General features: G+C 41.6%; 17 protein-coding genes. All 17 read left to right on the top strand.

Translation table 11 applies throughout. From position 1 onward, the window contains the following. The first annotated feature begins 118 nt into the window (after positions 1–118). The gene (locus tag NFS43_RS20735) at positions 119–1,345 is read left to right on the top strand and encodes a methyl-accepting chemotaxis protein (protein ID WP_251554716.1); all 1,227 of its coding nucleotides are present in this window, start codon (positions 119–121) and stop codon (positions 1,343–1,345) included. 66 nt (positions 1,346–1,411) lie between these two features. Beyond that, complete coding sequence (locus NFS43_RS20730) at positions 1,412–1,987, top strand: DUF6470 family protein (protein ID WP_251554715.1); 576 nt, start codon at positions 1,412–1,414, stop codon at positions 1,985–1,987. Between the two features lie 210 nt (positions 1,988–2,197). Further along, positions 2,198–2,470 (top strand): flagellar biosynthesis anti-sigma factor FlgM, encoded by a 273-nt coding sequence (gene flgM, locus NFS43_RS20725; protein ID WP_251554714.1) that lies wholly within the window; start codon positions 2,198–2,200, stop codon positions 2,468–2,470. Positions 2,471–2,486: 16 nt separating this feature from the next. Continuing rightward, positions 2,487–2,972 (top strand): flagellar protein FlgN, encoded by a 486-nt coding sequence (locus NFS43_RS20720; protein WP_251554713.1) that lies wholly within the window; start codon positions 2,487–2,489, stop codon positions 2,970–2,972. 18 nt (positions 2,973–2,990) lie between these two features. Further along, positions 2,991–4,463: a flagellar hook-associated protein FlgK gene (flgK, locus tag NFS43_RS20715; protein ID WP_251554712.1), complete on the top strand. Its 1,473-nt coding sequence runs from the start codon at positions 2,991–2,993 to the stop codon at positions 4,461–4,463. 14 nt (positions 4,464–4,477) lie between these two features. Beyond that, entirely contained in the window at positions 4,478–5,371 is an 894-nt protein-coding gene (flgL, locus tag NFS43_RS20710; protein ID WP_251554711.1) for a flagellar hook-associated protein FlgL, read from the top strand. 103 nt (positions 5,372–5,474) lie between these two features. Continuing rightward, a complete protein-coding gene (locus tag NFS43_RS20705) occupies positions 5,475–7,592 on the top strand; it encodes a sensor domain-containing protein (protein WP_251554709.1) in 2,118 nt (705 codons plus the stop codon). Between the two features lie 68 nt (positions 7,593–7,660). After that, a complete protein-coding gene (locus NFS43_RS20700; protein WP_251554707.1) occupies positions 7,661–8,266 on the top strand; it encodes a flagellar brake protein in 606 nt (201 codons plus the stop codon). Positions 8,267–8,591: 325 nt separating this feature from the next. Continuing rightward, positions 8,592–9,470, top strand: coding sequence for a hypothetical protein (locus NFS43_RS20695; RefSeq protein ID WP_251554706.1), 879 nt, complete (start codon positions 8,592–8,594; stop codon positions 9,468–9,470). Between the two features lie 145 nt (positions 9,471–9,615). Next, a complete protein-coding gene (gene fliS / locus NFS43_RS20690) occupies positions 9,616–9,993 on the top strand; it encodes a flagellar export chaperone FliS (protein WP_251554705.1) in 378 nt (125 codons plus the stop codon). Positions 9,994–10,005: 12 nt separating this feature from the next. Next, the gene (gene fliT / locus NFS43_RS20685; protein WP_251554704.1) at positions 10,006–10,353 is read left to right on the top strand and encodes a flagellar protein FliT; all 348 of its coding nucleotides are present in this window, start codon (positions 10,006–10,008) and stop codon (positions 10,351–10,353) included. A 225-nt stretch (positions 10,354–10,578) separates the two neighbouring features. Continuing rightward, positions 10,579–10,920 carry a hypothetical protein gene (locus NFS43_RS20680; protein ID WP_251554703.1) on the top strand — a complete coding sequence of 114 codons (342 nt, stop codon included), beginning with the start codon at positions 10,579–10,581 and terminating at the stop codon, positions 10,918–10,920. Between the two features lie 177 nt (positions 10,921–11,097). Beyond that, positions 11,098–11,763 carry a glucosaminidase domain-containing protein gene (locus tag NFS43_RS20675; RefSeq protein ID WP_251554702.1) on the top strand — a complete coding sequence of 222 codons (666 nt, stop codon included), beginning with the start codon at positions 11,098–11,100 and terminating at the stop codon, positions 11,761–11,763. A 250-nt stretch (positions 11,764–12,013) separates the two neighbouring features. After that, positions 12,014–12,406 carry a flagellar basal body rod protein FlgB gene (gene flgB, locus NFS43_RS20670; RefSeq protein ID WP_251554701.1) on the top strand — a complete coding sequence of 131 codons (393 nt, stop codon included), beginning with the start codon at positions 12,014–12,016 and terminating at the stop codon, positions 12,404–12,406. 5 nt (positions 12,407–12,411) lie between these two features. Then, positions 12,412–12,867, top strand: coding sequence for a flagellar basal body rod protein FlgC (flgC, locus tag NFS43_RS20665; protein ID WP_251554700.1), 456 nt, complete (start codon positions 12,412–12,414; stop codon positions 12,865–12,867). Between the two features lie 11 nt (positions 12,868–12,878). Then, a complete protein-coding gene (gene fliE / locus NFS43_RS20660) occupies positions 12,879–13,178 on the top strand; it encodes a flagellar hook-basal body complex protein FliE (protein WP_251554698.1) in 300 nt (99 codons plus the stop codon). Positions 13,179–13,208: 30 nt separating this feature from the next. Beyond that, the gene (gene fliF / locus NFS43_RS20655; protein WP_251554697.1) at positions 13,209–14,807 is read left to right on the top strand and encodes a flagellar basal-body MS-ring/collar protein FliF; all 1,599 of its coding nucleotides are present in this window, start codon (positions 13,209–13,211) and stop codon (positions 14,805–14,807) included.

The raw sequence follows: 14,807 nt of genomic DNA, 5'->3' as shown, positions 1-14,807 counted from the left end.
ATTCCTTAGAAAGTTTAAAAACTATAATTGATTTTTGGTTAAATGCATGAACTCAGAGATGGTATGAATAATTCAGGGTAACTATTCCTATAAAGGAACAGACAAATTTTCTTCTTTTATGACCAATGAGAAAACAGGCTGGAAATTCGCCTCTGTTGTTGATCGATCAGAAATTACTTCCAGTTCTGATCATATAAGTAAAGTCGGCTGGACCCTGACGATTATTTTCGGCGTTCTAGCGGCCCTTTTTGCTTACTTCATTGGAAAAGCAATCTCTGCCAATATCCACCGAGTAAAAGAGGCTCTAGAAACGGCAGCCCGTGGCGATTTCACCGAAAGAGTATCCGTGAACACGAAGGATGAATTCAAAGAACTGGAACAAAGCTTTAACCACACCATGGATGAGTTAACGGCATCGCTGGGAAATGTAGAAGAGACGTCCAAAACCGTCTTAGAAACATCGGCTAACCTATCCATGATGACGAAAGAGACCAATGCAGCCATTTCTGAAGTAGCTTTAGCAATTGGAGAAATTGCCCAAGGTGCCAATCTGCAGGCCAGAAATATCCAAGTCAGCTCAGAACAAATGAAGGGATTATCCCATCAGCTTGATGGTATTTCTGCTGCGACTACGGATATGAACCATGTATCCCAGCGTTCCATGGATTTGAGCAACCAGGGCTTAACACAAGTCACACTGTTGACCGATAAATCAGCGGAAACACAAGCCTCAACTACAGAAGTGGCTTCGATTGTAAACGAAGTGGATGACAGAATGGAAGAGATCAATGGGATCATCGATGTCATTACCAAAATCACTGATCAAACCAACCTATTGGCGCTAAATGCCTCTATTGAATCCGCCAGAGCTGGCGAGCATGGAAGAGGATTTGCCGTAGTCGCCAATGAGGTGCGCAATTTGGCCGAGCAATCTAGATCCTCTGCAATTGAAATTAAAAGAATTGTCGACGGCATTAAGTCAGTTGTTAAGAAAGCAGTAGCCGCTATGGACCAAACCAATCAGGCAGTTTTAGAACAGGATCAGGCAGTGACCGAAACGAAAGCCATCTTTACGGAAATTTTATCGGCTGTTCAAGAACTTGCGGAAAAAGCTAAAGGTGTCCAATCGGCTGTTAAGGAAAGCCAGCAAAATAAGGATAGGGTAAGCCAAGAAATGGACAGCATTTCTAGCGTCTCAGAGCAGACGGCTGCCGCAACAGAAGAAGTGTCCGCTTCGGCCGAGCAAATCTCGGCAACGATGGAATCGTTTATCCAGCATGCTAATGGCTTAAAAGAATTATCTGAACTACTGGAAAGTGAAATCAATAAATTTAAACTTAAATAACTAGCAAGGGAAGAGGAGCCTTTCATAGATCGCTCCTCTTTTTCCAAAATTGACAAGGGTGGTAGTATGCAGTTCCCACAGATTCGGATATCACAAACCAATGCCCAGATCGGCTTACGGATTACCCAGCCGGTTCAGGAAATCCATCAGCCGCAAGCGGAAATATCCATTCAGCAGGTGCCTGCTGAAATGACGATCGAACGGCAGCCTTCTGAGCTTAGAATTGATCAGGATGAAGCATGGAATCAGCTGGGGCTTAAAAAGCTCAGTGTGCTAATGAAAGACATGGCTGCTTACTCGAGGCAAAAAGGGTTTGAGGCCATTGCTAAAATCGCAGCAGAAGGCGAGCAGATGGCCCACATCGAACTGAAGCGCGATGCCATTGTCGACATTGCTAAAGCAAAGGCGATGCCTGGACCGGCAGATTTCACGATTGCGTTCATCCCAAGCTACGGGTCTGTTCATATCCAGTATAAACCTTCCGAGATTCATATCGATTGGCAGCTGGGAGGAGCAAGCAGCGAGTATCAGCCAACGAAAGCAGTCCATGAATACACACCAGGAAAAACGGAGGTTTATTTACAGCAGCGGCCGCAGCTGGAGATAAGCTTTGTCGGTGGAAACCTAAATCAAGAAGCATAATTTGAGACCGAATGAATCGATCAAAACAAGAAGGATCAAACATGGTATAATGAGATAAGTAAGTATAGTTCTTAACCATGAACCTTTTCGAACAAACAGTATTTGCCCATTCGGCTAAAATACTGTTTTATTTTTACAACGGCACGACTAAACTTATTTGAAAAAGGTCCGATATATAGATTTAACAAGGGGAAACAGGAGGAACTATCCATGCGAATCGATAATCCGCAATACCGTTATATTTCATACCAAAACCAACAGAATCAATCAAAGGTAACGGAACTTCCTAAAAAATCATCTGCTTCCGTAGATGTCAAAATATCTTCCCGCGGCCGGGAAATTTCACAAGCTGCCTTGTCAGAACAAGCACAGCGCCAAAAAAGAGTGCAAGAGCTAAAACAACAGATAGCGGATGGAAGCTATCAGGTTGACGGAAAAAAAGTGGCGGACAAAATGTTGGATTTTTGGAAAAGTAATCAATAGGGGAGGCTTTTAGACAATGGAAGACCTGAATCAACTGACACAACTATTGGAGCGTATGATCGAGGTCCACACTCGGCTGCTTGACTTGGCTAAAGAAAAGCGAGGGGTGCTAGTGGCTGGGGACATTCAGGATATTCAAAGCCTCCTCTTTAGAGAGAGTTCATGTACGGATGAAATTCAAAAACTGGAGCAAAGGCGCAAGCAGCTTGTTCAGGAGTATATGGAGCAAAGAGGAATGACTGGTCATTCCTTTACCTTGGAAGAGGTAGTAAAGCTGCCGGCGGAACCGTCCATAAAGGCGAGGCTCGACTTAATCGCCAAACAGCTGCGCTATCTTGTTCAAGAAATTTCTCAAGTGAATGAATCGAACCAACAATTGATTCAAACATCACTATCCTACATCCAGTATGCCATGAGCCTATACGTGCCGAAAGAACAAGAAATTGGTTATGGACAGAAGAGGAAAAAGCAATATGCCAGTTTACTAGATGCAAAAATTTAGGGACAAGGAGGGACCAAAGTGACTTCAACATTCCATGGTTTAGAGCTAGGGAAGCGGGCGCTTTATGCCCAGCAGGCAGCGTTGTCGACAACGAGCCACAACATTGCAAATGCGAATACAACCGGCTACACCCGGCAGCGGGCAGAAATGCAGGCAACCAATGCCATGCCGGTTCCAGGCATGCACAACGACCAATCTCCTGCCCAAATGGGAACAGGGGTAGAGGTCACCAAACTGGTGCGGCTGCGTGATGACTATGCAGACGTTCAATACCGCGGGGAGAACAAAAATCTCGGCTATTGGGAAGCCAAGAGTGATACGTTATCTAAATTGGAAGAGGTACTGAATGAGCCGTCGGATACAGGCTTATCCTATGTTATGGACCAGTTCTGGCAAGGCTGGCAGGAGCTGTCAAAAGATCCGGACAGTGCGGCAAACCGGGCAGTATTACGCCAGCGCGGGGTAGCTGTGGCAGAAACCTTCCATCAGATAGCGGATTCCCTTAGCCAAATGAAGACGGACCTTAAAACTGTCATTAAAACGAAAACGGATGAAGTCAATTCACTTGCTAAGCAGATTAGCGGCTTAAATGACCAAATTTCACGACTAGTGCCAAATAATTATCAGCCTAATGATTTATATGACCAGCGTGATGTTTTGCTTGATCAATTGTCAAAGCTGGTTGATGTCACGGTATCGCCTTCATCCACTGGGATGATTGATGTCGCGGTTGGCGGACAACTCCTAGTTTCAGGACAGACGTCCAGCAGCTTAACCATCGAATTTGATCGTTCAGCTGATGGAACGATCAATAGCAGCGATGTTAAAATTGGCGGAAAACAGGCAAATTTGGATTCCGGTGAACTGCTGGGAAGGTTAGAATCATTTGGGTTGGATGGAACTGGCACGATTCCTGATATGGAAAACCAAATCAATCTATTAGTGGGAAAATTGGCGGGTGCGATTAATGCCGTGCACAACCCTTCCTCTGATGAGCCGGCAGCATGGAACTTGGATAACATCGCTGGGGTTTCAGCCGAAAAGGTGGACTTCTTCATCGGAACAACAGCAGGAGAAATTGAAGTGAATCCTCGAATTATGGAATCGCTGAATTTGATAGCCGCTGCCAGAACGGAAGCTGATGGTACATCATCAAGCGGAAATGGTGACAATGCGAAAGCCATCGCGGATTTGAAATTCAGCCAAATGGACTTCGCTGGGGCTACTTCAACAGCAGACGATTTTTATCGGAATATTATCGGAACGCTCGGAATTGATTCACAGGAAGCAGCCCGGATGCAGGACAATTCGCAAGTGATTATCAATCAGGTGGAAAATCGCCGCCAATCCGTTTCAGGTGTTTCATTGGATGAAGAAATGGCCAATATGATTAAGTTCCAGCAGGCTTATAACGCTGCGGCACGTGTGGTCACCACGATGGATGAATGCCTTGATAAAATCATCAGCGGCATGGGCCGGGTTGGATTATAGGAGGAAATAAAAAAATGATGCGTGTGACTCAAAGTATGTTAAATCAAAATATGTTGTTTAACCTGCAGCGCAGCAACCAGGCGATGGAAAAATATCAAAATCAGCTGGCCACAGGCAAGAACATCACCAAACCTTCTGATGATCCGGTTACTGCTGTCCGTGGGATGTTTTACCGGTCCTCCTTGAATGAAATCGATCAATATAAACGAAATACCGATGATGGGACGTCCTGGATGACGGCAACGGATGAGGCATTGAATGAGGTGACTTCTGTTTTGCAGAGGGTTAGGGAACTGACTGTCCAAGGCGAAAATGGTGCCAATGATGATAGCGCCCGATTTGCGATTGCAGAAGAAATCAACCAATTGAAGGACCATCTTGGCGAAGTAGCCAATACACAAATGGCCGGCAGGTATCTATTTGCCGGAACTGATGTGAAAACACCGCCATATGATGCAGCAGCCAAGCAGTTTACCAACACGAATACGCAAAACCTGCAGCTGCAGGTGGGCCAAAATAATAATGTCCAAATTAATGTGCTTGGAACAGATGTCTTTCATTATACCGAAGACGGAACGGAAGGGATCTTTAAAGTACTGGAAAATCTGGTTACAAAATTTACGGCCAATGATAGCAGTGCGCCTACTGGTCTAGAGGAATTAGACAGCCAAATTGATAATATTCTAAAGCACCGCGCAGAATTAGGCGCGCGAATGAATCGCATGGAATTAAGTGCATCAAGGATCGAAGGGCTTGAGATCTCGACAACACAAATGTTGGCGCAGGAAGAAGATGCGGACATGACCATCGTCATCACCAACTTACAAGCGCAGGAGAATGTTCAGCGGGCTGCTTTATCAGCTGGGGCCCGCATCATTCAACCTAGCTTAGTAGATTTTCTGAGTTAAGAAGAAGTAAGATTTGTTTTGTATAAAAACCAATAATTCGACTGGCCGGCCTCGAGATCGGCTGGCTTAACATTTAAAAAGTCAAAATATTGAGTGGATAAACATGGAAAAAAATGAACACCCCATCCTGTCCCGGTTTGTTTTTAGACGAGGCAGTATTTTTTGGAAAACCTATTTTCAAATTTTAATACTAATCCTGCTGGTTTTACTGCTCGCCTCCTATACGGCGCACCTCAGTATCACGAAGTTAGCCCAAGAAGCGAATAATTCAGAGGTTGTCAGCCTGTTAAAAATCTTTTATAAGTTGATTTGGCGCTCATTGTTCATTATCCTACCCGGATTGTTCCTATTTCTTTGGTTTTATACATACCGAATCTTGCATCCTATCCAACAAATATTTGAAGCAGTATGTCAAGACTCATCAGAATATTGTAAGTATCATTCCAATACTCAGAGTCAAGAGGTCAGTAATTTGGCAGAGAATTTGACCCACATGATTGTCAATCTTGCAAAAGAAAAAAATAGGATATATCTAAGACGCGGTCTATTAAAAGAACAAGGCTCATTTTTGTATCAAATGATTAATCGGAATCCCAATCCTATATTTGTTAGGGATTTGAAAGGAAAGTTTTTGATTGCAAACCAGGCCTATGCGGATATTCATCAAAAAACAGTTGAGGAGATTAAGACCTTAACTGTATTTGATTTATACGATGAGAAAACAGCCAAAAACCACCTTGCAAATGATAGAATGACAGTAGAGCAGCGGAAAGAGCAGTATATCCCGGAATTATTAATTGTTGACAAGGAGCAAAAACAGCGCTGGTTCAAAATGACCAAGCTCCCCATCCTCCTATCCAAAAATCATAGTGATGCAGTCCTGAGTATTGCGACAGAAATTACCGAGAAAATTCAAAAGGACTATGTGATCGAGTTCCATGCCAATCATGATGCGTTGACCATGCTGCCAAATCGCATGTATTTTCAGCAAAGAATCACCGAGGATATTCAAAATTTTGGCTTGAAAAAGGCAACCCTCATGTTCTTGGACTTAGATGGATTTAAAACGATTAATGATAGTTTAGGGCATGCAGCTGGAGATGAGTTGATTAAACAGGTGGCGAAATTGATCCTCGGCTGTATCCCGGAAACGGCGGTTCTTTCCCGAATGGGCGGGGACGAGTTCGGAATTTGGATGCCCTATACGACCGGTAATCAGACAGTGGATATTGCAAAAAAAATTCTCGATACGCTGGCAAAACCAATGCTAGTCGGATCACATGAATTGTTTATTACAGCAAGCATTGGCATCAGCATCTACCCGGAAGACGGGGAGGATGTGGAAACGCTGTTTAGGCACGCAGATAACGCTATGTACCGGGCGAAGGACAATGGGAAAAATACATTTAAGGTGTTTACACCAGAGATGAGCCAAAAGCTGCAGGAACGCATCGAAATTGAGAGTTTGCTGCTGAAAGCGTTAGAGAATGATGAATTGTACGTCGTTTATCAGCCAAAATTTGATATTAAATTAAGAAAAATAACGGGCGTCGAAGCCTTGCTGCGGTGGAATAACCCCCAGCTGGGAATGGTTCCTCCTGATAAATTTATTTCAGTTGCCGAAGAGATCGGGTTGATTATCCCGATTGGCAGATGGGTGATTCGGGAAGCATGCCGGCAAAGCAAGAAATGGCAGGAAGACCATAATATTTTTGTTCATATGGCCGTTAATCTATCTACAAAACAATTTCAATATGACGGGCTGCTTGATGACATCCAGCAAATTCTGGAGGAAACGGGGCTCGATCCAGAATGGTTAGAATTAGAAATTACAGAATCCACTATCATGGAGAATGCGGATAACGTTATATCGATTTTAGATGAATTCAAATCCATGGGGATTATTCTATCCATCGACGACTTCGGGACGGGCTACTCTTCTTTAAGCTATTTGAAACGGCTCCCTGTAACGACCCTAAAGATTGATAAGTCGTTTATACGGGATATCAACTTGAATGACGAGGATCGTGCAATTACCAAGGCGATTATTGCCATGGCTAAAAGTTTAAATCTGACAGTAATTGCCGAGGGTGTTGAAAAAGATTCGCAGATGAAGTTCCTAGAGATTAGCGGCTGCCATCAGGCTCAAGGTTTTCTAATTGGAAGGCCCTTGAAAAAACGCGAAATTGAAGAATTTCTGTTTAAGAATCTCGCTGTTTAAACAGAATGTGTACTTCCTGAGCTATACAGGTTCTAACATTGGAAACAATATAGGTAGTAGGTGACAGAATGTATCCGAAAATTAACCAGAATATTATGCTTGAAATAGCAGGCTATGATCAGACCTATCGTTCGATGGTCGCAGAGTTTGAACATGAGGAAATTCTTATTGCCTATCCGATGGATGGGGATTGGTTTGGCGCATTGCCTGATGGAACCGCTTTAGCTATTACCTATATACTGTCCGGCAGTGTGTACAGATTTCATACAAAAATAGTCGGAAGAAAAAATGAAAAAATCCGGTTATATAGAGTAGCTAAACCTGCAGAAAATGAAATCAAAAGGGTTCAGCGCCGGGATAATTTTCGTGTTGAAGCGAGTTTAGCAATCCAATTAAATGGCAACAAAGCGAATACGATTAATTTGAGTGCCGGGGGAGTCTTATGTGCATTTGGGGGCGAAATGGCAGTCAAGGAAGGAGAGATCGTCTCAGGTACATTAGAGGTTCCCAATCAAAGAAAGGAATCCGAAACGATATCTTTTCAGGGTCAGATTAAGCGCATTGATTTGCAAGAGGAATGGAAACAGGCGGCCATCGAATTTACCGATATTCATCAAAGAGATCAAATGAAAATAGTCCAATATTGCTTCGAAAGGCAGAGGCAAAATAGATAAAGCTGCGAAAACCCTCAATTGTATGAGGGTTTTTATTTAAAAATAAGAATATTATATCAAAATAAGTTTGTTGATGTCTATATAAAACGTTTACAACAATATGCAAAAATTGTATAATATCTAGTATAAAAGTCTGAAAAAATGGCAGTTTGAAAAAAATATAAAGCTCTTTTGGTTGGATTTTTATTAATTTTGAATTGACACCCAAAAAACTGGCGTGACATGCGAATTATTTGATAGAAGGTCACATCTTATATCAAAACAAATGAAATAAAGTGAAAATTAAGATTCGTTTGTTTTATTTCCTAATAAAGGAGGTATTTCTATGAGTTTAAAATCGGCACTCTTTGAAATGAAGCAATTATTGAATGATCCACAAGTGGAACTAGACGAGAAGTGGATTCAAGAATTAGAGATGAAAAACAGCTTAAAGGCCGGATCGTTAGTATTTTACCTCAACAATATGATGATGGTGAAAACAAATAGCATGGTTAATCAGTCTGGTGAAGATACAAAGAAAGTCAATCGAAAATGGACGAAGGCTGAAATGGCGTTCATGTTTCAATATATTAAAGAACGTCAAGATGAAGGTGCCCTTAATATTACAGAAATACTAGAGGAAATAGCACACTTGTTAAATCGTGGTTATCAATCTGTGAATTATAAATATTATAATCTACTAAAAGAAAAAGATAAAAAACAGCCAGAAAGCTCTAAATCATACAACTTTACAACAATTGAATTTAATGAAGTGCCGGTAGTGGCAACCGAAATCAAAAAGGACACTCCGCCAGTTGTTTCCTCAACAGCGCTTCCCGTTAAGGAGCCTGTCATGCCGGCTAATTCAACTGACTTAATTGATATTTTGTCCGGTTTGATTACAAACGTCCAGCAGCTTCCAGGAATTAATTTAAATGAATTGCTTCTGAGTCTATACCAGCTGACCAATATGGCATTGCAAAATCAAGATGCTGTCCAGCAAATGGAGAACATGAAATCGGAAATTTCTTTTGAAAACGACTCTCTCAAACAGCAATTATTGCTGGAAAGGAAACGCAATGATGAATTGCAAAGAGAGGTTTCCAAGCTGTCGAAGGAAATTCATGCGTTTAATGAATTAGGCGACGCCGCCAAAATCCAAAATTTAAAATCTTATAACCAACGACTTAAATATATTGTTGATAACTTCGGTGTTGTGCTTTAATTGGGAAGCTAATCGGATAGAGTTATTCCTTTTTCGGAATAGCTCTTTTTTTATCGTTAAAAAATTCTAACCAAAACTATTTAACTTTTTTAAAAATCATCCGATAATCAAGGAAGAGGCAGACTAGAGAGAGGAAGATTGGACCATGACAATAAACAATCCTTACCAAACATATCAACGTCAGGCTGTCACTACTTCAAAGCCTGAGGATTTAACGCTGATGTTATATCAAGGTATGGTAAAATATATTCGCTTAAGTAAAAAAGCCCTTCGTGAAAAAAAACTAGAAGAGTGTCACAGTAATAACCTCCGTGCTCAAGATATCTTGAGTGAGTTAATGGTAACATTAAAGCCTGGATACGATATCTCAGATTCCTTGCTTCAATTATATGATTATATGAAAAATAGACTAGTTGAGGCAAATTTTCGTAAACAGGCAGACATATTGGAAGAAGTCGAGGGGTTTTCGGTAGAGTTGACTGAAATTTGGTCAGAAGCCATCAAACATTTGAGAACGAAATAAAAGAGGGGCAAAATGGACGAGTTAATAGCAGCCATTCATCAAAAAACAATCGAAATGAGCCAGGCAATAAATCAGGAAAAAGTGGAGTTATTTATTCGTTTATTAGATGAAAGAAATCAACTGATGAACCAAGCGGACTCCATGAAAGCGGGACTGCCTGGATATGAGTATACTCAGGCGGCAAAGCAATTATTGAAGAAAACCCTATTGCTGGACCAAGAAATGGCCCCGTATTTAGAGGAACAGTTAGATCGTGCCAAGACCTTATTGCAGCAGCATAAAAAAAATAAACAGGTTTCTAAGAAATACCTCCCATATGTAAGACAAACAAATGGAGCGTTTATAGATTCAAAAAAATAAATGATAAACATCACAATTAAATATTATTGCGTGACCACACAATTTTTATGGGGGTGAATCTTCTTTTTTGCGCGATTCCGTAGTATTTTTTCGGTTATGTAAAACTATATAATTAGATACAATAAGATTACAAATAAAACAAAATGGTAACAGCCAAAGGTCTAATAATACTTTTACGTATCCTTTGTTTCTAGTTTAGTCTATCGGCAAAGGAGAAAAATACTATTGATGAAGTTGATTGTGCAAGAAGGGAAGATTCAGATGATCCAACAACATGAGATGACAAGACATTGTCTTAATGGTGGGATATTTGATTTTATGGAATATAAGAAACGGAAGCCATTTTTTCCAAAACCTCTAAAAATAACCCTGGGACATCCGATAAATGAAACGTTTGAGATGATTACAAATGTAGTTTATAACGATAAACAAATCCTCGCCTTAATAAAAGAGGATGAACCAGAAACCGTTGTATTAGTAGAAGCTGTCATTGAAGACGGTCAATTAATTCAAGTTTGTATGCTCGAAGATGAGCAGATTGAAGGGGTAGCCCATTTATTGGCGTAGGGTTATGGATAGGACAATTTAATGATGGATAGGGTCCAATCACGCAAGCTATGGGAAATTGGACCTATATTTTAAGCGGACATGCGTGTAACACAAAAAATGAATTTGCGTGGTTACGCATTTTTTTATTGTAAATAAAAAGCATTCAAACAACATAGAGATGGAGGGAGAAGGAAATTGAATATTGGGGATGATTGGTTTACGAAAACCATGCTGGTCAGTACTTTATCACGGAGCGGAATGGGTTCACAGCTGGCTGCAGTCAATGCTGGTACTGAAAATACCTTTACGAAGTTATTATCTCAATTATTGCTGGAAGTGGAATCACAGTCTAGTGATCCATCGGATACTACTTCATTTGTCCCTGAATATACAGACAGCATCAATCCTTTTGTAACGGATCAAACCATGCCTTTTTCGACAAATGAGCCGTTAAGTTATCAAGATCGAAGCACAGATCAACTAAATCAAGGACTGGCCGGAAAATTATCAGGAATGGGTGATGTATTTATCCGCGCCGGAAAACAGTATAATCTGGACCCAGCTTTGCTGGCTGCGATTGCCAAACATGAATCAGCGAATGGCAAATCCATGGCTGCATCGGTAAAAAATAATATAGCCGGAATGATGGGGAAAAATGGGCTCAAAACGTATGAGTCGGTGGAAGCTAGCATTATGGATATGGCCCGTAATTTAAGTAAAAACTACCTGGCTCAGGGTTTAACGAGTATTGCGCAAATAGGTGCCAAATATGCTCCGGTCGGAGCCGCAAATGATCCAACAGGGCTAAACAATCATTGGGTTGCAGGGGTAACGAAATTTTTTGAGCAATTGAAAGTTTGATCTTAATTGTTTTATTCATTCTTTAGCATCGGCCATCAAAAAGATGATGGTCTATTCGTTTTGCACATTTTCATTTGAAAGTTTTTGATAGAAATGCTGTTGTTTTGACAAATTCCTTTTACTATTTTTTGTTAATCAAAAAAAGTAGTAGATATTATATGTTTTTATATAGTATATTGATAAATATGACATATTAACTCGAAAATTATCAAAATATATCAAAAAAACACATAGAAAGGAGCCGGTTCCTTTGACAACGATTAATCTTCTTCAAAATGCATTAACTGCTTCCAGCCTGCGTCAGCAGGTGATCTCTAATAATCTGGCAAATGCGGAAACGCCAGGCTATAAGGCCAAGCAAGTAGTTTTTGAAGATATCTTAAAACAGCATTTAGCCAATCAATCTAATTTTGTTGGCACCCGTACTGACTCGCGGCATGTAGTGATTGGGCAGCCGATGGATGCCATCACAGCAAGAACGGTGGAAGATACTACAACGGTGATGCAAAATAACGGCAACAATGTTGATCCTGATGCGGAAATGACCCAGATGGGAAAGAATGCGCTCTGGTACTATACGTTGACGGAACAGCTGAATAGTGAGTTTCAGCAATTATCGATTGCCATTAAAGGAAGGGGTTAACAAAGATGTTTGATTCATTAAATATCAGTGCATCGGCCTTGACCGCACAGAGGCTTAGGATGGATGTTACCTCCTCCAATATTGCCAATGCGCAAACGACCAGGGGTAAATTGGTGAATGGGGTTTGGGAGCCATATCGCCGCAAAATGACGGTAATGGAACCAAGAGAAAAGAATTTTAATGAGATACTTCAAAATGAGATGCAAAAACAATCTGGTTCCCAACAACAGCTGCAAGGGGTAAGGGTGACAGGAATTGTTGAGGACCAAACTCCCTTTAAGGCGGTATATGACCCAAGTCATCCGGATGCGAATGCAGATGGGTATGTCTATATGCCGAATGTGGATCTATCAAAGGAAATGGTAGACCTGCTGGCGGCTTCAAGATCTTATGAAGCCAATGTGACAGCATTCAATACGGGAAAATCCATGATGCTAAAAGCTCTTGAAATAGGCCAATAGGGGGAAGATAGATGAACATCTCAGGCATAAATAGCAATTCCATCAAAATAGGTCAAAATCCGTTTCAAAAAGTAGAGACAGATACCTCTAAAACATCGTTTTCAAATGTTCTAAAAGGCTATTTGGAAAATGTGGATGCCACTGTTAAGCAATCGGAGAAGCTCGCGGTAAAGGCGGCTGCAGGTGAGGTTGACAATGTGCATGATGTCACCATTGCTTCACAAAAAGCAACGCTGGCACTGGAATTAACAACCACGATTAGGGATAAGGCAGTGGAAGCTTACCAAGAAATGATGCGGATGCAAATTTAAAGAATGATAGAAAGCTGGGCAGGGTGAAAGATGAAGCGATCATGGATAGATCAACTCAAAACTACAGGAGAGCTCTTCAGTAACTACTGGAAGGCGAGAAGCTTAAAACAAAAAGGGCTAATGATTGGGACATTCTTATTTGTTTTCGCAGCTTTAGCTGCCTTTATTATTATTGCATCACGCCCGGAATATGTACCTTTATATACTGGCCAATTAACGACCCGGGAAGTGGGCGACATCAAGGCGGAGCTGGACAAACAAGGCTTCACTGACTATAAGCTCTCGGAAACTGGTACGATGATCCTTGTCCCGAAAAAAGAGGCACCCGACCTTTTGGTCAGTCTGGCTTCTGCAGGATACCCAAAGGACAACAAGATTAACTATGATATTTTCAGTCAAAATCTTTCCTTTGGAGCAACTGATCGGCAATATAATGTCCTTGAACGCGAGGCGATGCAAAATCAGGTCGCTGATGTAATCAGCCATGTGGAAGGCATAAAAAGTGCACAGGTAATCTTGACATTGCCGGAGGATACCGTGTTTGTCCGAGAGGATGAAGAAGAAAAGGCGAGTGCCTCCGTAATGGTAGAAGTGGAGCCGGGAGTCGACCTCAAAGCGCAGCAAATCAAGGCGCTCTACACTTTAGTATCCCGAAGTGTCCCGAATCTTCCAGTTGAAAACATTACCATCATGAACCAATACAGCGAGACATTGGCTATGGAGTCATCCGAAGAGGATGGCCAGGATTTGAGCAAATATGATGAGCAGCGCAAAATTCAAAAAAATATTGAACAGGATATCCAGCAAAGTCTGCAAAGCTTGCTTGGAACGATCCTTGGCACTGAAAAAGTCTATGTCCAGACGTTTGTCAAAATGAATTTTGATAAAGTCAAAACCCAAGAAAATCTTGTCCAGCCGACTGACGGCAAGAACGGCGGAATTCCGATCAGTGAGGAAGAAAGTTCTGTAACGTCTACCGGTTCAGGTTCCACTGCCGGCGGTGTAGTGGGGACAGGTGAAACGGATGTACCCGGATATGCCGGGAGCGACGCCGGTGACAGCAATTATGAAGAATCAAATAAAAAGGTCAATTATGAAGTCAACCGAATCAATAACGAAATATTGAAGAGTCCTTATCAAATTGATGATATTACGATCAATGTCGGCGTAGAGTCCAATTCAAATTCAGGAAAGCTGCCTCAAGCAACAGAAGACAGCGTCCGAAATATTGTGTCCAATACGGTCTTAACGGCATTGGGGCACCCGGATATGACGCAGCAGGAAATTAATCAGCGGATTACCGTATTCCCGCATGCGTTTGCGAAGAATACTGCCGCGGCAGGGGAGCAGAGTCAAACGTCCAAGAACTGGCTTTATATTGGTGCAGCAGCAGCGGCCCTTCTATTGCTATTGGGTGGGCTGATTTGGTGGTTTGCCCGCCGCAGAAAGCAAAATCAGCTGCTGGCGGAGGAGGAAGAAATACCGTTCGTTCCACAGCCAATCAAGGATCAGGAGTACTTTGCTGACCAAGATATGGGTGTAGAAAGTCAGCTGAAAAAATTATTGGATACACGTCCTGAAGATTTCTCCAATGTCATCAGAACATGGATAAATGAAGAGGAGGGTTAA

The sequence above is a fragment of the Neobacillus muris genome, from assembly GCF_943193175.1.
GTDB lineage: Bacteria > Bacillota > Bacilli > Bacillales > Cytobacillaceae > Neobacillus > Neobacillus muris.
The sequence above is the reverse complement of the archived record's forward strand: the minus strand, read 5'-3'. Positions and strand labels throughout refer to the sequence as shown.

Coding starts and splice junctions, on each gene's coding strand:
- NFS43_RS20700 (WP_251554707.1), top strand. CDS start 7,661: ATGTATCCGAAAATTAACCAGAATATTATGCTTGAAATAGCAGGCTAT.
- flgL (WP_251554711.1), top strand. CDS start 4,478: ATGATGCGTGTGACTCAAAGTATGTTAAATCAAAATATGTTGTTTAAC.
- fliT (WP_251554704.1), top strand. CDS start 10,006: ATGGACGAGTTAATAGCAGCCATTCATCAAAAAACAATCGAAATGAGC.
- fliF (WP_251554697.1), top strand. CDS start 13,209: ATGAAGCGATCATGGATAGATCAACTCAAAACTACAGGAGAGCTCTTC.
- NFS43_RS20720 (WP_251554713.1), top strand. CDS start 2,487: ATGGAAGACCTGAATCAACTGACACAACTATTGGAGCGTATGATCGAG.
- fliS (WP_251554705.1), top strand. CDS start 9,616: ATGACAATAAACAATCCTTACCAAACATATCAACGTCAGGCTGTCACT.
- NFS43_RS20705 (WP_251554709.1), top strand. CDS start 5,475: ATGGAAAAAAATGAACACCCCATCCTGTCCCGGTTTGTTTTTAGACGA.
- NFS43_RS20735 (WP_251554716.1), top strand. CDS start 119: ATGACCAATGAGAAAACAGGCTGGAAATTCGCCTCTGTTGTTGATCGA.
- flgM (WP_251554714.1), top strand. CDS start 2,198: ATGCGAATCGATAATCCGCAATACCGTTATATTTCATACCAAAACCAA.
- flgC (WP_251554700.1), top strand. CDS start 12,412: ATGTTTGATTCATTAAATATCAGTGCATCGGCCTTGACCGCACAGAGG.
- NFS43_RS20730 (WP_251554715.1), top strand. CDS start 1,412: ATGCAGTTCCCACAGATTCGGATATCACAAACCAATGCCCAGATCGGC.
- NFS43_RS20695 (WP_251554706.1), top strand. CDS start 8,592: ATGAGTTTAAAATCGGCACTCTTTGAAATGAAGCAATTATTGAATGAT.
- fliE (WP_251554698.1), top strand. CDS start 12,879: ATGAACATCTCAGGCATAAATAGCAATTCCATCAAAATAGGTCAAAAT.